Origin of the sequence: Paenibacillus sp. FSL R7-0189, from assembly GCF_037969925.1 — a bacterium.
GTDB lineage: Bacteria > Bacillota > Bacilli > Paenibacillales > Paenibacillaceae > Paenibacillus_AQ > Paenibacillus_AQ odorifer.
On the sequence record NZ_CP150223.1, the window covers coordinates 390,735 to 409,886 of the forward strand.

16 protein-coding genes are annotated in these 19,152 nt (G+C 45.5%); 5 read left to right on the forward strand and 11 right to left on the reverse strand.

Going from position 1 to position 19,152, the window contains the following annotated elements; translation table 11 throughout:
• The first annotated feature begins 97 nt into the window (after positions 1-97).
• Positions 98-949, forward strand: coding sequence for a DegV family protein (locus MKY63_RS01805; protein ID WP_076275173.1), 852 nt, complete (start codon positions 98-100; stop codon positions 947-949).
• Between the two features lie 65 nt (positions 950-1,014).
• Here MKY63_RS01805 and MKY63_RS01810 read toward each other — a convergent pair whose 3' ends face one another.
• From MKY63_RS01810 to MKY63_RS01830, 5 genes are all read right to left on the reverse strand, one after another.
• Entirely contained in the window at positions 1,015-2,652 is a 1,638-nt protein-coding gene (locus tag MKY63_RS01810; RefSeq protein WP_051491336.1) for an ATP-binding protein, read from the reverse strand.
• A gap of 208 nt (positions 2,653-2,860) precedes the next feature.
• Positions 2,861-3,553, reverse strand: a complete 693-nt coding sequence (locus MKY63_RS01815) for an ABC transporter permease (protein WP_076101638.1) — start codon at positions 3,551-3,553, stop codon at positions 2,861-2,863.
• Complete coding sequence (locus MKY63_RS01820; protein ID WP_036684408.1) at positions 3,546-4,466, reverse strand: ABC transporter ATP-binding protein; 921 nt, start codon at positions 4,464-4,466, stop codon at positions 3,546-3,548. The genes MKY63_RS01815 and MKY63_RS01820 overlap by 8 nt, the downstream gene beginning before the upstream one ends.
• 117 nt (positions 4,467-4,583) lie before the next feature.
• Positions 4,584-5,519 carry a sensor histidine kinase gene (locus tag MKY63_RS01825; RefSeq protein WP_038569569.1) on the reverse strand — a complete coding sequence of 312 codons (936 nt, stop codon included), beginning with the start codon at positions 5,517-5,519 and terminating at the stop codon, positions 4,584-4,586.
• Positions 5,519-6,235: a response regulator transcription factor gene (locus MKY63_RS01830; protein WP_036684414.1), complete on the reverse strand. Its 717-nt coding sequence runs from the start codon at positions 6,233-6,235 to the stop codon at positions 5,519-5,521. Before MKY63_RS01830 ends, MKY63_RS01825 begins: the two co-directional genes overlap by 1 nt.
• Positions 6,236-6,381: 146 nt before the next feature.
• Between MKY63_RS01830 and MKY63_RS01835 the strand changes: the two genes are divergently transcribed.
• The 3 genes from MKY63_RS01835 (at position 6,382) to MKY63_RS01845 (ending at position 10,448) form a co-directional block, all read left to right on the forward strand.
• Positions 6,382-7,353, forward strand: a complete 972-nt coding sequence (locus MKY63_RS01835; RefSeq protein ID WP_339811330.1) for a phosphodiester glycosidase family protein — start codon at positions 6,382-6,384, stop codon at positions 7,351-7,353.
• A complete protein-coding gene (locus MKY63_RS01840) occupies positions 7,350-8,363 on the forward strand; it encodes a bifunctional glycosyltransferase family 2/GtrA family protein (RefSeq protein ID WP_076271943.1) in 1,014 nt (337 codons plus the stop codon). The genes MKY63_RS01835 and MKY63_RS01840 overlap by 4 nt, the downstream gene beginning before the upstream one ends.
• A gap of 693 nt (positions 8,364-9,056) precedes the next feature.
• Positions 9,057-10,448, forward strand: a complete 1,392-nt coding sequence (locus MKY63_RS01845) for a SpoVR family protein (protein ID WP_036684424.1) — start codon at positions 9,057-9,059, stop codon at positions 10,446-10,448.
• Between the two features lie 62 nt (positions 10,449-10,510).
• Here MKY63_RS01845 and MKY63_RS01850 read toward each other — a convergent pair whose 3' ends face one another.
• The 3 genes from MKY63_RS01850 to MKY63_RS01860 form a co-directional block, all read right to left on the reverse strand.
• Positions 10,511-10,951, reverse strand: coding sequence for a GNAT family N-acetyltransferase (locus MKY63_RS01850; RefSeq protein WP_094903793.1), 441 nt, complete (start codon positions 10,949-10,951; stop codon positions 10,511-10,513).
• Between the two features lie 344 nt (positions 10,952-11,295).
• Complete coding sequence (locus tag MKY63_RS01855) at positions 11,296-12,222, reverse strand: AraC family transcriptional regulator (RefSeq protein ID WP_235219505.1); 927 nt, start codon at positions 12,220-12,222, stop codon at positions 11,296-11,298.
• Between the two features lie 550 nt (positions 12,223-12,772).
• Positions 12,773-14,668 (reverse strand): PrkA family serine protein kinase, encoded by a 1,896-nt coding sequence (locus tag MKY63_RS01860; RefSeq protein WP_036684429.1) that lies wholly within the window; start codon positions 14,666-14,668, stop codon positions 12,773-12,775.
• 194 nt (positions 14,669-14,862) lie between these two features.
• On the opposite strand from MKY63_RS01860, the gene MKY63_RS01865 reads away from it, so the two are divergent.
• The gene (locus MKY63_RS01865) at positions 14,863-15,837 is read left to right on the forward strand and encodes a DUF2161 family putative PD-(D/E)XK-type phosphodiesterase (protein ID WP_051491337.1); all 975 of its coding nucleotides are present in this window, start codon (positions 14,863-14,865) and stop codon (positions 15,835-15,837) included.
• 982 nt (positions 15,838-16,819) lie between these two features.
• On the opposite strand, the gene MKY63_RS01870 is transcribed toward MKY63_RS01865, so the two are convergent.
• The 3 genes from MKY63_RS01870 to MKY63_RS01880 all read right to left on the reverse strand — a co-directional run bounded on the left by MKY63_RS01870 (position 16,820) and on the right by MKY63_RS01880 (position 18,999).
• The gene (locus MKY63_RS01870) at positions 16,820-16,972 is read right to left on the reverse strand and encodes a hypothetical protein (protein WP_169744751.1); all 153 of its coding nucleotides are present in this window, start codon (positions 16,970-16,972) and stop codon (positions 16,820-16,822) included.
• 8 nt (positions 16,973-16,980) lie between these two features.
• Positions 16,981-18,198, reverse strand: a complete 1,218-nt coding sequence (locus MKY63_RS01875; protein ID WP_036684431.1) for a PLP-dependent aminotransferase family protein — start codon at positions 18,196-18,198, stop codon at positions 16,981-16,983.
• 144 nt (positions 18,199-18,342) lie between these two features.
• On the reverse strand, positions 18,343-18,999 hold the full coding sequence (locus MKY63_RS01880; RefSeq protein ID WP_036684433.1) for a response regulator transcription factor: 657 nt from the start codon (positions 18,997-18,999) through the stop codon (positions 18,343-18,345).
• Positions 19,000-19,152 lie beyond the last annotated feature (153 nt).

The window sequence follows — 19,152 nt, forward strand, 5'->3', positions numbered from 1 at the left end:
TTGAGAATTGGCATAGTCTTGGTATAATAAATAGATTATATAGTTCTATAATGATTATTGATTATTGTCATCCGAATTATCGGTGAAGGAGAATTTCATGTCTACTGTAAAAATATTTTCAGACAGCACTTCCGATTTACCTCAAAACTGGAAGGATACTTATGACATCGGCATCGTTCCTCTTTATGTAGTATTTGAAGAAGGTACCTACAAAGATGGTGAAGATATTACACCCGAGGAAGTGTATCGCCGTGTAGCCGCTAGTGGAGTATTGCCGAAAACGGCAGCACCTTCGCCAGCAGATTTCATTGCTGCATTTCAACCCGTGATTAGTAGCGGACAAGATATTGTATATATCAGTCTCTCCTCCTCACTATCCTCTACATATCAGAATGCACTTTTGGCTGCCGGGGAATTTCCTGAGGGACGCGTACAGGTCATAGATTCGCAAACCTTGTGCGGAGGCATTGCCCTCCTTGTTATGAAGGCTGTCAGAGCTGCTAAAAAAGGCCACACTGCGGTGGAGATTGCAGCCCTGCTGGAGCACAGCCGCAACCTTGTGGAAACTGAATTCGTTGTGGATACGCTAGATTACTTATATATGGGTGGACGCTGTTCAGGCATGCAGAACTTCATCGGTAGTCTACTCAAAATCCGTCCTGTTCTTAGACTGGTAGATGGAAGCATCATACCTACTAGCAAAATCCGTGGCAAAAAGGAAAAAGCTGTGGAACAAATGCTCCAGAACGCTTTGGTTCACATCGATCGAATGGATAAAGAGTTGCTCATCGTTGTCCATACCTTGGCGGAAGAAGATGCACTCTATCTGGAGTCAGCACTACGAGAGAAAACTCAAGTTAATGAAATAGCAATTCTCCATGCTGGTTGTGTAATTGGCAGCCATTGTGGGCCGCATACTGTAGGTCTCATGTATATGCTTCAGGACTAATAACACACAAATCTCCGGCCATTGCTTCTTAAGCAAATGGACCGGAGATTTGTGTGTAACCCCCCCTAGTTTGAAGTTACTTCCAGCTCTATATCTTCTGCTCTGCAAGGCAGCATAAAACGAAACGTAGAACCTTGATTCTCTTCACTTTCTACAAAGATCGTCCCACCCATCAGCTCAACGAGCTGCTTGCAAATCGCCAGTCCCAAGCCTGTGCCTCCATATTTACGGTTTATGGACGGATGCAGCTGTGAGAAAGATTGAAACAACAGATTGAGTTTGTTACCGGCAATTCCTACACCTGTATCCCGCACTGAAAATTCCAACAAAAATTCTTGTTCATCAGATAGTGGAATGTTCTTCACCGATAGGGTCACGCTCCCACGTTCAGTGAATTTCAGCGCATTGCCTACCAGATTCACGACAATCTGCCGCAAGCGGATCGGATCAGCAATGATTATGGTTGGAACGCTAGTATCCATCCACCACCGTAATGCCAGCTTCTTCTCTTCCGCTTTCGGTGCAAATAAATCAATGACGTCTGAGATCATTTCGCGGAGATCAAACTTCTCGGATTGCAGTGACATTTTACCTGCTTCCATTTTGCTGAAATCAAGAATGTCATTCAAGATCTGCAATAACGTATAACTACTGCTGCGTAAAATCTCGGCATAACCTCGCTGCTCTTCTCCAAGCTCAGTATCCAACAATAGATCAGCCATTCCGATCATCCCGTTCATCGGCGTCCGAATTTCATGGCTCATCATCATTAAGAAATCAGATTTGGCTTGCGCTGCCTGCTCTGCTGATTCTTTGGCACGAATGATTTCTCGCTCATTCGTAATATCACTGAAGGCAATAACCGCACCTGCGATCAGCCCTTCATCAATAAGAGGTGCCACCCGGTAATTAACAAAAAAACTGGTGCCATCCTTACGCCAGAAGATCTCATCATCTTTTTTACGGATGATTCCATCCTCTATCGTAAGACTAATCTGGCAATCAGGCGTCGAATAGCGCGAACCGTCACCTTGGATATGATGGATATAATCCATAAGCTTCAGACCCATCAATTCTGTAGGTTGATAGCCTAGCATATCTGCTGCCTCACGGTTAATAAAAAGAGTTCGCCCCGTTGTATCGAGCACAAAGATTCCCGCAGAGACAGAATTCAGAATGAGACTCGATTGTTGATCCTTCACAGCTACTATTGAGGTATCTTTGGAGCTTACCTCCGCTTCTCCCTTGGCAGGTATTTCAGTGTCCAAGGTGTCTGCCAATTCATCCAACCAGTCTTGTAACAATTCCGCATGTAAAAGAGCGCTTCCGTTAGCTACTTTGGTAATCGCGAATACCCCGGCGATCCCTTCTTCCGTTCTGATCGGTAAAAGTTTAACGCCTACGCAATTCGAGCCTTTTTTGGGATTCTCTAAATCTTGTAGCTCAAAGCTTGAGGAGTTCCCCTGCAGAGCAGCCTCAAAACTAGCAATATTGCCAAGTTTTTTTCTCTTTGCTGATATCGGACTTGTATTTTGAAACTGCGCTTCTGCGCCGGAGCCTAGATGGAACGTTAGGTTGGTTCCTACGCAGCGACCTTGTCTATCCAGAACGAATATCAAATCAGGATGATGGTCATATAACGATTTATAAGCGCTCTCTTCCGAAAGCAACCGTCTCAGAATGGACGTCCAGTCTTTATCCACAGTTCACATCCCCTCAGGCTCTCTCATCCATTATCATTACCCCTAAACGGGCAATGTTCATCTAAAATTTAAAATATATTTCATATCTATTATATCAAAATTACGGAAATCAGTCGTAGATAAACGTCAAATCCCCCCTTTATAACCCCAATCACGATGCTTTTTCATCGTTACAAAAGGGTTATAAAAGGGGGGAATTCCGAATCTATTAGGCGATATCTTTATGTTCAATGTTGCGAATGGCCATATAGGCAATGGCTGCTCCTAGCAAACCAAGTGAGATCGACACCGCCGCTAAATTACCTAAACGCGCTTGATCAAATCCCCCAGAAATTAGGGAGGTAACTAACACAGCTGAGACGATGGTGGCTGGGACTGATTTTTTCTTCATCCCAAAGTACAATGGAATTAGAGCGATACCCGCGGCATAAAATGCGTTTGCGCCTAACTTAATCAGCTCTGATGTGATTACATGAAGGGTCAGTTCACCCGGAATTAGCCCTGCAAAGGAATTGAATCCTATTAGGATAGCGCCGACTACAATGTCTGCCACGATAATGGCAACAAATGTGAAGGCGAACACTATCAATATTTTCGCAGTCATTAGCTTTTTACGTGAGATAGGATACATGAAGAGAAGAGTAATGGTGTTGTTCTTATACTCATCAATCACCAGCTTGCTAATAATAACCGAAGCGAAAATAATATAAGCAGCCTTTACAAAAACGAACACACCCTCAAACAACTCTGCATAAGAAGCAAACGACGGTTCGCTCTCATTTTGATCAACGAATAAAACCATAATCATAAAAGCAAGAATCGCAAGATTAACGATTGCAGCACCTGTAAGAAGCGTTTTTAGCTTATTCTTCCGAATCTCCAAAGATATTAATTTAAGCAATGCTTTCACCCCCAATCAATTGCAGAAAATGATCTTCCAGCGTATGTTGTTTTTTGCTGATACTCTCAATTTCCACATCTGCTAGCACTAACGCCTTATTCAGATCACGCTGTGAGATTCCATCGTCATATATTCTTACTGTAATATGGTCCAGCACTTTGAAATTATTAAGCCCAAGCTTATGCTCCAACACATACACTGCTTTATTAATCTCATTCGTAACCACTTCGATATATTCAGTATTTTGGCCACGAATGGAATCCATCGCCACTTCTTCTACCAGAGCACCCTGCCGGATCACACCGATCGTATCAGCAATCTGCTCTATTTCCCCCAGAATATGACTAGATACAAGTAACGTCATTCCATATTCACGGCTAAGCATCCGGAACACTTCACGCATCTCCTTGATTCCCACAGGATCTAACCCGTTAATCGGCTCATCCAAAATGAGCAGCTCAGGTTTCGTCATGAAGGCTCTGGCAATACCCAGTCGTTGCTTCATCCCAAGTGAAAATTGCTTCACCGGCTTTTTATCGACACCTGTGAGCTTTACGAGCTCCAGCGCTTCACCAATCGCTTGCGGATCATAATAGCCCATGTACTCTCCGTGCAAAATCAGATTTTCCTTGGCTGTCAATTTATCATAAAACACGGGATATTCAATGATGCAGCCCATCCGCTTCAGCATTTCGTAAGAATGCTCTGTCATTTTTTCATTAAAAAATTCAATTTCTCCACTCGTAGGTTTAACGAGGTTCGTGACCATTTTCATCACGGTAGTTTTGCCAGCACCATTGGGTCCAAGAAACCCGTAAATTTCACCTTGCTTAATATTCATATTCACATTGCTTACGACTTCTTTACCTTGATAGGTTTTCGTTAAATTTCTTGTCCGAAGTATTGTAGTCAATTCCGCGCTCCCCTTTGTTTTCGTCTCGTCTTCCTTAGTTCTTATTGTACACAGCAGAATTTTCTTTTTTATTACTCGTTTCTTACGAAAATCTTAAGCTGCGCACAATTCTATTCCTTAGAAGCGTAATCTGCGAAAAGTAAGGGTAAACACCGTTCTCACATACGGCTGACTAACCAGTGTAATCGTTCCATTCATTTGCTCCGTTAATCTTTTGGTGATCGTCAGACCTAGACCGCTGCCTTGATAAGCCCGGTTTCTTGAATCCTCCAGCGTATACAGACGCTCAAATACTTTATCTTGGTGTACTTCACTAATGCCCTTTCCCCGGTCCCACACCTCTATGTATACTTTGTTCTCATCACTATAGAGCTTTAATCCTAATACGCCCCCCGCGTCGCCATAAGAAATTGCGTTCGACAACAGATTGGACAATATTCGATCAAGAGCCTCTTCATTTCCCATGAAGTAAACAGCCCCATCCGGAATCTCAATCTCCACCTCACTGCCCTTAGCACTGAGGATATCATAGAAAGAAAGGATGTTGCGTCTGCATACTTCACCTGCCTCAACTCGTGAAAGAGCAACTTCCCGATCTCCTGATTCCAGCTTGGACAAATCAAAAAACTTGTTCATCAGCTGGATCACTTCATTGGCTTTTTGATGAATCATCTTCATCATCCGTTCCCGTTCCTCAGCCGGCAAATGCTCATCCTGCTGAATGGTCTCAATATAACCAAGCACAACCGTTAGCGGAGTCTTAAGATCATGAGAAATATTAGACAGCATATTACGCATGGATTTCTCCAGCCTCACACGCTCAATGCTTCCTTTATGATTGATATCCAGCAGCCGGTTCAGGTCAATCAGCACGTTTTGCAGCTCCAAATTACCGCTGAACAGCAGCAATCTTTCATGTGAGCCTTCTTCCATAATGCTGCTTAACTTGTCATGCATATATCGCAAATCATTAGAAGCTTTACGCGAATTCTGATATTGCCAGACAATGACGGCCAGTAAGAGCACAATGACAACACCTAGCCCCGCAATCATTATAGCTGTTCTCCCAGCTTATACCCGATGCCCCATAACGTCTTAATGTATTCGGGATGGGAGGGGTCGTCTTCTATTTTTTCACGCAATCTTCTCATATGTACATTAATGACGTTCTCATCCCCGAAATAATCATCCTCCCATACGCTCGCATAAATCTGCGCTTTGGTAAATACTCGGCCCGGATGCGTCACAAACAGCTTAAGAATATGAAATTCCTTCGACGTTAGCTTTACTTCTTCCCCATTCTTCAACGCAGAGAAGTTATCTAAATCTACAGTCAATCGGCCAATGGAGATCATTTGCTTCACCGGAGCTTGATCTTCCACTTGGATACTGGGAGATGCATAACCTGCACGACGGATCGCTGCCTTCACCCTAGCCGCTAGCTCAATCATAGAAAAGGGCTTCGTAATATAATCATCTGCCCCAAAGCCTAACCCAAGCGCTTTATCTACATCACTGTCTTTGGCGGACATGATCAACACTGGAACCAGACTCCCCGCACGGATAGTCTGAAGAATGTCAGTCCCGCTACGCTTCGGCAGCATAAGGTCTAACAGTACAAGATCAAATGGACCCCCGGTCCGAAATGTTCTCTCCGCTACTTCACCGTCAAATACAGCTTCAATCTCATAACCTTCTTTTACCAAATAAGACCTGACCATTTCACTGATTGCTTCGTCGTCCTCAATCAGCAGCACACGCTGTGGCATGTCCAAACCTCCCCGTAGTCGAAAACCTCTTCGTTAAATTATACCAATTTCCCGGAGCGCTTACTATTTCAGTTTTTATTTCAGTTTCATTAAAGGTAGCCCAGGTATGATGGCCTTAACAACTTACAAAAAGAGGTGATGCTTCAATGTTGAACAAGAGAAGTAAACAAGCCTGGAGCTTCAAACGAAAACTGCTGATCGTCATGATCATTGTCCTCCTGCTTCTCGGCACAGTGATATATAGTCTGGCAGATCGTTACTTAATCGAACATGTCGAAGTCGTGGTTGCGGATGATGCAGCTACAACTAGCAGCTCAGGAGCTACAGCCGTTACAGCTGCCAAAGTTAATGCAACCTCTGATGACTGGAATTACTCCAGCGATGATATTCAGATCCAGATCGATCAAGTGCAGACAGGGTCCGGTTCAGACCAGATCACCTATTTTGTCGCTGATGTCGTCCTCAAGGAAGCGAGCAGCCTGCGCACTGCCTTTGCCGACAACAGCTTTGGAACAAACATCACTGAGGATACCTCGGACATTGCTTCCGCGAACAATGCGATATTTGCCATCAACGGGGATTACTATGGCTTCCGCAATGACGGAGTGATTATCCGTAACGGCACGGTGTATCGTGATGATCCTGTGCGGGATGCAATGGCGCTGTTCGATGACGGAACGATGCAAACCTATAACGAGGAAGAGATTTCTTCCTCTGAACTGCTGGCGCAAGGGGCCACCGATACCCTTTCCTTTGGCCCGATTCTGATTCAGGACGGGGAGATTGCCAGTGATTTCAGCAATGTCAAAATCGATACCAACTTCGGCAACCATTCCATCCAGAATGCGAATCCCCGCACCGCAGTTGGTATGATCGAACCAAACCATTATGTTTTTGTCGTAGTTGACGGGCGCAATGAAGGGTACAGCCGTGGGATGACCCTTACTGAGCTAGCCGATGTAATGTCCGACCTTGGCGCCACAGAAGCCTACAATCTGGACGGCGGTGGTTCATCCACTATGTACTTCATGGGACGGGTCGTAAATAATCCGCAGGGCAAAAACAAGGAGCGGGGCGTCAGCGACATTCTTTATATCAAGGAGGGTGCAACATCATGACTATACTGATCCCAGCCTATGAGCCAGATGAACGACTGCTCGATTTGATTTTACAGCTGCATAATTTCCAGCTTGAACCTATTGTTCTTGTAGATGACGGCAGCGGCCCGCACTACCGTGGAATCTTCGATATGGCAGAAGCATTCGGCTGCACTGTCCTAACCCATGAAGTCAACCTCGGAAAAGGACGTGCTCTGAAGACAGGGTTCCAGTATATTCAGGAGGCTGGTCTGCCGGATTATGTAGTCTGCGCGGATAGCGACGGCCAACATCTGCCTTATGATATTAACCGAATCGTTGAATCTCTGCGGAACCAGACTCCCCCGGGAATCGTACTCGGCAGCCGCAGGTTCACCGGAACCATTCCTCTGCGCAGCCGCTTCGGCAACTCGGTAACCCGGACGGTCTTTTCCTTAACTACAGGCACTAAGATTTATGATACACAGACTGGTCTGCGCGGCTACCCTCTACCAATGCTTGATTGGCTATGCCAGATTCCCGGCGAACGGTTTGAATATGAAATGAACATGCTGCTGACTGCCCATAAAGAGGGGTACACCATTACGGAAGAGTACATCGATACCGTCTATCTGGACGATAATAAATCCTCCCATTTCCGGCCTCTGATGGACTCCTTCCGGATATACCTGCCGATACTAATGTTCAGCACTTCTTCGCTGCTGTCTGCCCTGCTCGACTTCACACTCTTATTCCTGTTCCAGAGTCTCAGCCATAACCTATTCCTGTCCGTCGCGGCCGCGAGATTGTGCAGTTCTGTCTTCAACTATTCTATGAATCGAAAATATGTCTTCACGGGCGGCAAACGCTCCAAGATTCAGGCGTCGCTTCCCAAATATTTTGCGCTGGTGATCCTCGTGTTGTTGTTCAACTATGGGCTACTCTATTTCTATAATGAAAAGCTGATTATTCCGCTTGTCGCCGCCAAGCTACTGACCGAGGCTTCAATCTTCTTATTCAGCTATTGGGCGCAACGGAGGTTTGTGTACTGAGGGTTGGGAACTCTGAACTGCTTATGCTCGTGTGGTGAGCAATCTGGAATTTGTGAAGCACTAATTGGACACTTATGGAGTACTTTTCGAACACTTATGGAGTACTAATCGGATACTTGTGGAGTACTATGGGTACCTATGGAATACTTTTCGAACACATATGGAGCTTCTATCGGGTACCTATGGAACTGCTCCTCGAACTCATATGGAGCTTCTATCGGGCATCTATGGAACTGTTTCTCGAACACATATGGAGCATCTATTGGGCACCTATTGGGCGCCTATCGGACACAGATGACACTAATCGCAGTATTATTCCACTTTTGGTATGCTAACGGACCCCATAGCCGCTATTGGTAAGAAAGACACCACATATGAGCCTCTTTCTGTGGGATAGCGTCTGTGGGGTCCGAAACCCTGTTCAAAAGGCTGGAAATTTGCAAATAACGTCATCTGAGTCCGAATTCACCGAGAAGGGTACCGTTGATAGAATCGCATACAAAAAAAGCTAGTGCGTCCTTCCAATAATGTATGCAAAATCACATTATCTTTGCTCAGAAATTCAGAACGTCATACACTCATCTACTCTCCCATATATATAAATGGAACAGTCCCGGACGTTGTCGCGGAACCTTTGCAGCCTTGTCAGAATAGGTTGCAGCATAAGCCCAAGCTGGAGGGAGAGAAAGATTCATGCCAAGCGAAGAAATTAATGCGCTAGAGCGGGCAATTGCCGAGATTACGGAAATAGCCACTGGCTTCGGTTTAGATTTTTATCCCATGCGTTATGAAATATGCCCCGCAGATATCATTTATACATTCGGCGCTTATGGAATGCCTACACGATTTGGACACTGGAGTTTTGGAAAAACCTTTCATAAAATGAAATCCCAATACGATTTCGGACTGAGCAAAATATACGAGCTCGTTATTAACTCCAACCCTTGTTATGCCTTCCTGCTGGATGGAAATTCACTGATTCAGAATAAGCTGATTGTTGCCCACGTGCTAGCGCACTGTGATTTTTTCAAAAATAATATGCGTTTCTCCATGTCCAACCGAGATATGGTCGAGAGTATGTCAGCTACAGCAGATCGGATTGCCGGTTATTCTGTAACCTACGGAACTGATGCTGTGGAGAGCTTCATCGATTCAGTGCTGGCTATCCAGGAGCATATAGACCCCAGTCTGATCCAACCACGCAAGCTGGGCAAAACTCACCTGCTGGAAGCTAAGATGAAGGAGCTCAAAGATGCCCCTCCAGGTGGCTCGAAATCATCCAATCCTTATGACGAATTATGGAATCTAGATAAAAGCACTACCGGTCCGCAGGAAGCACCCTCTGGAAATCGTGCTTTCCCCCCAGAGCCAGAAAAAGATATGGTCTGGTTCATTCAGCAATATTCCACTGTTTTGGAGGATTGGCAACGTGACATTATGACGATGCTACATGACGAAATGCTCTACTTCTGGCCACAGATGGAAACAAAGATCATGAACGAAGGCTGGGCTTCCTACTGGCATCAGCGCATCGTTCGCGAACTAGATCTGACCGAAGAGGAAACAGTGGAATACGCAAAACTGAATTCATCCGTCGTGCAGCCCTCACGGCAAAGCCTGAATCCTTACTATCTGGGGCTGAAAATCTTTGAAGACATCGAACGCCGCTGGGACCGCGAGAAAATCTTTGAAGTACGTGAGCTGGAATCCGATACCTCTTTTATCCGCAGCTATCTATCTAAGGAATTGGTGAACGACCTCGATCTTTATGTTTTTGAGAAAAAAGGCCCCGAATGGAAAATCACCGATAAAGCATGGGAAAATGTACGCGATCAACTGGTGCTCGCCCGGGTCAATGGCGGGTCTCCTTACTTGGTCATTGAGGATGCAGACTTCGAGAAGAATGGTGAATTATTTATAACTCATCGCTATGAAAGCATCGAGCTGGATCTGAAGTACCTGGAGCGCACACTCCCTCACATCTACTCTTTATGGGGGCGCACAGTTCATCTACAAACAGTTGTGGAAGACAAAAAGGCGCGTTTTTCATACGATGGTAAAAAGGTGCAGCGGAAATTTATTTAAACTAAAAAAAGCGGCAGACCTAAACGGGTATTAACACCCTGGTCTGCCGCTTTTTGCTATGACTAAAATGTGGATTCAGATTCTTTTAACGACTTCGAGAAATATTTTGGAGCCTCAACAAACCCTTGTCGAGCATAAAATCTATGCGCATCAGTTCTTCTGGAATGACAATGAACCTGAATTTTATCACAGTTTCTTTTTCTAGCTAAATCAGCGCAATACTCCTCAAGCTTTCGTCCAATTCCTTTGCTCCTAATGGCATTACTCACCACAAGATAACTTATAATTGCAGTCTCTCCTACCAGACCTAATTGGGGTATGTAATGCATGGAAATACAAGCTACCACTTTATCATCTTCCTCAAAAACCAATAATTCCTCATCCGGATGTAGGATTAGCTTTTCTATTTTTTCTTGCATGAACATTTCTGTATCCGGATATCCCAACTGTTCTAATAATTCCGCTATGTCTTTCCAGTCATCAGCTCTCGCTTCTCTAATCATCTGCTTCACTCTCCGTTATTTTCGAATTACCTTATTAATTGACTCTATTAAACTACGGAAGATCATACTCGTCAAACGTATTAATTTCGATGTATAACTCCTCCAAGGTATCTACGTTTCCCATATGGGAATTCCTAAAAAAGAAGGCCCGCAGCGGTAACACGCTGCGGACCTTCATCGACACCCTCATATCGACTTAATAACTGCACATGGCAAATGCCCAGGTGAACGTAACGTAAGGAAGTTTAAAAATGTAGGCGCGTAGCGTTCGCCTTTGTCAGCGACATAAAGTCCAAACATTTCAGAAATTACAATTATCACCGAGCGGTATTTGCCCTTATCGACTATTCAGTCAACTTTTTCACAGGAACGTAAATCTCCATCACTGTATCTGGCCGCGAATGGCAGCGTTCATCGTAAAACTCAAAATCCAGTTTAGTCTCGTCATAAACGTAACCACTATCCTTAAACCATTCTTCGAAGATGTACTTCCAGCTGCTTTTTATGACTTGGGCAAACTGTATTTGCTCTGTATCTGTTGAAGTATCCACTGGAGGTGTTGTAAACACGGCATATTCGGCTTCTGGCACATCCATCGTCAACATATCAGCTTCTACCTTGGAGTAGTCCTCAACAATAACACCCAAAAGATAGGTGGCATTGCCGTTATCTGAAGACGGAATACATAAACCAACTTCTCCGTGTTTAGGCGGGTTTAGTATTTTATACATTTTGGACTCCAGGTTTTCACCCTCATAATGGCTCCAAAAAGAAGCAATATCCTTAGTGTACATACTACCCGCAACATTAGTTTGGATACCATAACCAGCCACCTTAAAAGCAGGCTTACGAACAAAAACAGGATTCATAATATAACCTCCGATATCAAATATTGAATTTCCTTTACTAAACCCATCCATCCGCGCCGCATATTGTGTCGGACTATAACCAAAGGTTTTGCGAAAAGCTTTAGTAAAGCCACTTTGTGTTTCAAAACCATAGTCCAGCGCAATATCAATGATCTTTTTTCCAGCAAATAATTCAATTGAGGCTAAGGATAATTTTCGGCTCCGAACATATTCCATCACAGACATTTCCTTGCACAAGCTGAACACTCGGCAAAAATGATACACCGAATATCCGACCTCAGTCGCTATTTCTTCCACCGTTATATTTTCTTTGATATGAGCTTCTATATATTCAACACATTTTTCTATATCTTTACTGTAATTCAAGTGCAGCACCAGCCTTCCCCCGTACGGTGATTTCATTATATCAACTGCGCATGAGATGGACTGTTCCTGTTTTGCTGAGCTGCATTATTGCCTGTATAAAAAAACAGAGCAGCGAGCCCCTCCATTTACAGAAGGATCACAACTCTGCGTATTCTTGGCCGCCATCATTTTGGGTAAGCCTCGAAGTAGACAACGCTGGATTCACGTAACCTACTTACACTTCAGTTGCTCCCTACGACTGACTAAAGGACCCAGATGACGTTATTTTCCAAAATATCGCCTTTTGAGCGGAGTTTCGGACTCCAGTGCAGCTATTACTCAAAAAACGGCTCATATTTAGGTTTTTCCTGCTAATAGCGACCATAGGGTCCAATAGCCTGCTAAAGATGCTCAAAATCTACGTTTAGGGTCTCCTGTGTCCTTTAGCAACTTCCTACGCACAACAGCCAAATTAGTCAGATGGGTGGCGGCGTTTAGATCAACATTAGGAGGGTAAAAGGAGGCAGTAAAACATGGAAGGACAAAAAAAGAGTGCTCCACAGCCATTTTCATGGCTTTTGGAACACCCCGCATAAATGAACTCTTTTTAACGGTTTAGCAGACTTCCCACGTATTTCAGCAGCTCGTTGGCGCAGATTGGGCAGTAGTGATGTCCATCAATAAGTCTGGCGCATACCTCATTGATTCGTTTGAGCTGACTTTCATCAGGTGTTTTGGACGAGGTGGTGATTTTGACGATATCTTTGAGGTCTGTGAACAGCTTTTTCTCAATCGCTTCCCGCAGGCGGTCGTGGTTGTTGTACTCGAATTTCTTCCCTTTGCGTGAATACGCGGAAATCCGGATCAGGATCTCTTCACGGAACGCTTTTTTTGCATTCTCAGAGATACCAATTTGCTCTTCAATCGAACGCATTAACCGCTCATCCGGCTCCATTTCCTCATCCGTCAGCGGATCACGAATTTTCGACCAATTGCAGAAGGCTTCGATATTATCTAGATAATTCTCAAAAAGTGTCTTCGCAGATTCCTCAAAGGAGTAGACAAATGCCTTTTGTACTTCGCTTTTCGCTAAAATATCATATTCCTTGCGGGCAATGGAGATGAAGTTCAGATAACGCTCCCGCTCCTCTTTTGTAATCGATGGATGCTGATCCAGGCCATCCTTTATCGCCCGCAGGACATCCAGTGCGTTCATGCACTGCAGATCTCCTTTGATCAGAGCGCTGGAAATGCGGTTGATAACATAACGCGGATCAATTCCGGACATGCCCTCATCTAAATACTCCGTTTGCATCTCCTTAAGATCGGCCTCTTTATAGCCCTCGACCTCTTCACCATCGTACATCCGCAGCTTTTTGATCAGATCCATACCTTGTTTTTTGCTTTCTTTAAGACGGGTTAGGATGGAAAAAATAGCGGCGGCACGCAGCGCATGTGGCGCAATATGCACATGACTCATATCACTCTGGGCGATCAGCTTCGCGTAGATTTTTTCCTCTTCCGAAACTCTGAGGTTATACGGAACAGGCATAACAATCATACGGGACTGGAGCGCTTCATTCTTTTTATTAGAAATAAACGACTTATACTCGGTTTCATTTGTATGAGCAATTATCATTTCGTCCGCACTTATCAACGCGAAGCGGCCAGCCTTGAAATTGCCTTCTTGCGTCAGTGACAGCAGGTTCCATAAAAACTTTTCGTCGCATTTGAGCATTTCCTGAAATTCCATCAGCCCACGGTTAGCCTTGTTCAACTCACCATCAAAACGGTAGGCACGCGGATCAGATTCCGAACCAAATTCAGTAATGGTCGAAAAATCAATACTTCCTGTCAAATCAGCGATATCCTGAGACTTCGGATCAGATGGACTAAAGGTACCAATCCCTACCCGCTCTTCTTCTGACAGAATAACACGCGTCACCTTAACCTGCTCAATGTCACCAGCATAATCATTTCTCAGACGCATCTGGCAGGATGGGCACAAGTTGCCCTCAATACGTACACCAAGTTCCTTCTCAATCTCCGGACGGAGCTCCAGCGGGATCAAATGCAGCGGGTCCTCATGCATCGGGCAGCCTTCTATTGCGTATACCGCACCCGCATCTGTCCGCGAGTACTGTTCCAAACCACGTTTAAGCAGCGTGACCAGGGTCGATTTCCCCCCACTGACAGGTCCCATCAATAACAAAATCCGTTTGCGAACATCAAGCCGACGTGCTGCAGAGTGAAAATATTCCTCGACCAACTTTTCGACTGCACGATCAAGTCCAAAAATCTCCTGTTCAAAAAACTTATACCGTTTGCGTCCGTTTATGTCCTCTACGCCGTGCGACTTAATCATGTCATAAACGCGGGAGTGAGCGGTTTTTGCGGGAGAGGGGTCTTTTCTCAACAGTTCTATATACTGCTTGAAGGTGCCGCTCCACGCCAACCGGTCGTTCTCAGCCCGATACGAAGCTATACGCTCAAAAATGTCCATTGCTCGCTGCCTCCTCTTGCGCTCCTACTTGCTCTTCTACTTGCTCTCCTATAGCGTTAAAAAGTGTATTACATACCTATGCGGCAAGCGCGGAATAGTTGACCTCTTTTTTACTGTGCTATAATAGAGAATCAGAAAATGGCTGTAAAACCTTATTGAGAAACCCGAAAATAAAGGCCTACGGGAGTGACAAGATGGCGGTACGACATGAAACGGAGCTGTACGCTCCTTTGAAGATTTTTTTTGAAAAGCAGGGTTACAGCATCAAAGGTGAGGTCCGGACCTGCGATTTGGTGGGGATTCGGGAGGACGTTGAGCATCCTCTGATCGTGGAGATGAAAAAATCATTCAATCTCGCCTTGCTGCTGCAAGGGGTAGAACGGTTGAAGCTCAGTCCCATCGTCTATCTCGCAGTGGAACGTGTCCGTGATAAAAAAGGTGCGGTGAACCAGCGCTGGGGCGAGCTTAGCGGGTTATGCCGCCGGCTCGGTCTTGGGTTGATCACCGTTATCTTTTATAAGACCAAAGCACCGCTGGTCGAGGTGCTTGTAGAGCCAGACGAGAAGCCGCCTGCGCAGCGCAGCAACAAGCGGCGGCGCGAGCGCCTGCTCTATGAGTTCCGCGAGCGCAGCGGAGACTACAACACCGGCGGCAGCACGCGCGTCAAGCTCGTGACGGCCTACCGTGAGAAAGCGCTGCGTGTCGCGCTTTCTCTGCAAGCAGCGGAGGCGGACGCCGCCGCCGCTGCAGAGAAGGCAGCTGCGAAGGCTTCGCTCGCAGCTGCCAAACGTTCAGCGGCGGGCACCGCTGAACAGGTTCCGGCGCTGAGCTCAGCGCCGGAGAGCCGTGCTGCCGGGGACGCGGCAGCACGGGAGGCAGCGGCGGCAGGCACGCGAAGCGGTGCCCCTAGCGCTGCCTCAAGCACGCTTCCAGCGGCCGTATTGGCCGCAGGAAGCGCTCCCCGCTCAGCCGGCATCACTCCGGCCGAGCTGCGGAAGCGTAGCGGCGTACCCACCGCCGCCGCTATGCTTCAGAACAACTACTACGGCTGGTTTCACCGGGTAAGCCGTGGGCGTTATACCCTAACCCCAGCCGGTCATGCGGCGCTGGTTGAATATGCCGCGATAACAAGCGGCGTACCCAATAACAGCAATCATCCCAGTAATTAGCTAACCTAACCTGGACAGTACATCAATCGAGCACCTCTTTTAGTCGGGTTCTAATCTTTTACCTCGGTTCTAATCATTTACTCAGACTTTAAACTTATTATTCTGATGCACACATAACATATTAAATAACGCCAAAAAGCATCCCAACTACGGGATGCTTTTTCGTATGTCTAATCTTATTTGAATCTTATCTCTGTACATTCCATGTTCTTATCTTACACATAACACATTAGTATCTGGTGCGTACCACGTTCTTACTATACTCATATCACATTTAGATTACATTTTTAATACACTAGTATCTCATACGTATCATGTCTTATTTCACACATATCTCATGAGTATCTCATACGTACCACATTCAGATTGCATTCTTAACACATTAGTATCTTGCTCATCACATTCAGATTGCATTCTTAACACACTAGAATCTCGTTCGTACCACGCTCTATCTCATACATACCACATTTCTATTTCATTCTTACCGCGTGCGTAACTCGCTTTTCCCACGTTCGCAAATCATTCTCATCACATTAGTAACTCATTCGTCCACATTCAGATTTCATTCGCGTTCGTATCTCACTCTTACCACGTTCATATCTCTGCGTACCTCACCCGGCACTAAGTGACTGTACTTTTTAACTTATTTAACTTATTTACACTCTCGAACACGAGCGCTATTTACTAATTACTATTTTCTCTACTCTTGCTTAAACATGCTACTCTTGCTGATTTATTCACATTAGAACCCCTATGCTACATTCAACATCCACTAATACTAAATCATTCAAAGCAAAATAAGCTTTAAAAACACCATTCCGAAAAAGGCACACTAAGTTATTAGGGAAATCCTCCCTAATATTCTTCGATTCACACGCTAAAAACCGCATTTTAGGGAATTACTCCCTGATTTTCGCCAGATTACCCCCTAAAACGGGGTATCCCTTGATTTTTTAGGGAGAAATTCCCTAAACAGTCCATTTTAGAGTTCAAATCGACCAGTTTTAGGGAGGATTTCCCTAATTAATCTCACATCACGCACTTCGTCTTGCCCGACTTGTAATTCTGTCCGTGTTTTAGCTCTAAGAGTGTCTTGTGTTTTCATCATTTCAATCATTTCATTCCCAACTTTCATTCCACTACCTAACTCCGTGCCGTGAACTCCTTAACCGCTTCGCTCATCAGGTTCATGCCAAGCAGCAGCTCATCCCGGCCGGGATGGCTGAAGTTAAGGCGAAGGTGATTGCTGACTCCATCTACACTACATAACGGACCCGGCAAAAAAGCCACTCCCTTACCTAGCGCACATTTGAGCAATGCCATAACATCCATTCCCTCTGGTGGTGCGACCCACAGGAACATGCCTCCTGATGGAAGATCATAGGAGCTGCCCTTCCAAGCAGGCCGCTTGAGCAGTTCCACCATAAGCTTCAGACGGGTGTTATACTCTCGATTCAGCTGCGCGATATGCTCACGCAGATCAAACGCAGACACATCCAATAAATGATGCAGCAGCCGCTGATTTAATGCGCTCGACTGCCAATCGGCCATCTGCTTAGCCGCAGACATCATTCTGATCAAGACTCGGCTGCCTGCCGCCCAGCCCGTCCGCAGCGCGGGCGCAACGGTCTTGCTGAACGAACCGATATAAAGCACATGTCCGCCATCGCTGATATTTTCCAATGCATACAAAGACGGATATCTTTTGGCCTTGTGTTCACCCTGCTTCTGGAAGTGCAAATCCCCATAAGAATCATCTTCCACAATCAAGATGTTATATGCGATACATAAATCCAATACTGCGCGGCGTCTCTCCAAACTCCATAAAATGCCGCTTGGATTGGTAAAGCTAGGGGTTGCGAACAGCATTTTCGGCTTATGCAGCTCGATCTGGCTCCGCAAATGCTCCGGATCAAGCCCGTCCAAATCACCCTGTACGGGAATAATAACGGCCCCCTGCATCCGAAGAGTCTGCAAAAATCCTGGAGAGGTCGGATTTTCTACTAATACACGATCTCCTGGATCAATATATACCCGCGACAACAAATCAATGGCTTGCTGGCTACCCGTTGTTAGCAGAACTCCACCCTCAACAACATTTACCCCTTTTTCTTTAAGCCAATCCCCAGCAAGCCACTCCCGAAGCGGTCCGTACCCGGCAGGATCACCATATTGCAGTGCTCCCGCATCTGCTGAAATCACCGTAGATGCTGCTTCAGCAAGCAGTGACAATGGGAATAGTTCTTCCGCTGGTAATTCTTCAGCTAGCGATATCATGGAGCTTCTCCGTGTTTGGGTGCGGATACTAAGAAGCGATGACGACAACAATGTGTGTGCGCGAGCAGAAAATTCGTAAATCATGCGAAATCCCCCTTCCCTGTTACCAAGTAGAAACGGCTTCGTCATCCTCATCCAAGGACGGGATGGTTACCCATTCAACATGATATTCTTACTTCTACTCCAAGAATATTCCACCCCATACGTCATTATGTCGTAAAGCGTGGGTTAGGCGTAGATTTGCCTGTTTTGTCTTGAGAAGAGCGCGAATTTCTCAATCGCTTGTGCCCGGGTCGAAACATCGAGCTTTACATAGATTTTGCGCAAATAATTATCAATGGACCGACGGCTTACCGCAATTTCAAGCGCAATTTTATCGTAGGTAATCCCTTGAACGATTCGCTCCATGATAAACATCTCTGTCTCCGTCAGTTGCAGAACATCATCTAATCCTTTAAATGTCGAAATCGGCCAAGCTCCTTTTTCAATCCATTCCAACGGCATTGAAAGAAAACCCTCCCGTAAACCCAGGATCAGCTGTAAAAGCTGACGGGGAGAAGCTCCCTTCGAGAATATCCCGCTGGCTCCTAGTTCTACGAGGGGCTGAAGCAGTTCTCGCCCGTCTTCGTCTGTCATCACGACAAAATGTGAGTTTGGTGAGCTTTTTTTCATATTTAACAGCACACTCTCAATATTCCCCTCAGGCATATGATAATCTACTAGCACTAGCTCGGGATTTTTTTCCCTTACGATGGTAGCGCCTTCGTCCCAAGTGGAATACATTCCCAGAACCTTAAGCCCCTCTTCCTCTTCCAAAATCAATTTTGTCCCCAGCATACTTGTAGGATGACACCCCACAATGACCACCTGCCAAACCTTCATCATTAATGCCCTGACCCCCTGCTCTATATATAATCATCTAGAAAGGAAAGCGCCGCAGCGTTTCCGGTTAAAACGCAAGCAAGGCTGTATGATGACTTGTCTGTATAATCTCTAGCTGGTTACCTTGTGTACGTCTATCAGAATTCCAATCTATAG

Excerpts from the sequence above, each read along its gene's own strand:
- MKY63_RS01870 (WP_169744751.1), bottom strand. The coding sequence starts at position 16,972 with ATGAAAGTTGGGAATGAAATGATTGAAATGATGAAAACACAAGACACT.
- MKY63_RS01855 (WP_235219505.1), bottom strand. The coding sequence starts at position 12,222 with ATGAAATCACCGTACGGGGGAAGGCTGGTGCTGCACTTGAATTACAGT.
- MKY63_RS01850 (WP_094903793.1), bottom strand. The coding sequence starts at position 10,951 with ATGATTAGAGAAGCGAGAGCTGATGACTGGAAAGACATAGCGGAATTA.
- MKY63_RS01830 (WP_036684414.1), bottom strand. The coding sequence starts at position 6,235 with ATGCCACAGCGTGTGCTGCTGATTGAGGACGACGAAGCAATCAGTGAA.
- MKY63_RS01880 (WP_036684433.1), bottom strand. The coding sequence starts at position 18,999 with ATGATGAAGGTTTGGCAGGTGGTCATTGTGGGGTGTCATCCTACAAGT.
- MKY63_RS01865 (WP_051491337.1), top strand. The coding sequence starts at position 14,863 with ATGGCGGTACGACATGAAACGGAGCTGTACGCTCCTTTGAAGATTTTT.
- MKY63_RS01825 (WP_038569569.1), bottom strand. The coding sequence starts at position 5,519 with ATGATTGCGGGGCTAGGTGTTGTCATTGTGCTCTTACTGGCCGTCATT.
- MKY63_RS01840 (WP_076271943.1), top strand. The coding sequence starts at position 7,350 with ATGACTATACTGATCCCAGCCTATGAGCCAGATGAACGACTGCTCGAT.
- MKY63_RS01845 (WP_036684424.1), top strand. The coding sequence starts at position 9,057 with ATGCCAAGCGAAGAAATTAATGCGCTAGAGCGGGCAATTGCCGAGATT.
- MKY63_RS01875 (WP_036684431.1), bottom strand. The coding sequence starts at position 18,198 with ATGATTTACGAATTTTCTGCTCGCGCACACACATTGTTGTCGTCATCG.
- MKY63_RS01805 (WP_076275173.1), top strand. The coding sequence starts at position 98 with ATGTCTACTGTAAAAATATTTTCAGACAGCACTTCCGATTTACCTCAA.
- MKY63_RS01860 (WP_036684429.1), bottom strand. The coding sequence starts at position 14,668 with ATGGACATTTTTGAGCGTATAGCTTCGTATCGGGCTGAGAACGACCGG.
- MKY63_RS01835 (WP_339811330.1), top strand. The coding sequence starts at position 6,382 with ATGTTGAACAAGAGAAGTAAACAAGCCTGGAGCTTCAAACGAAAACTG.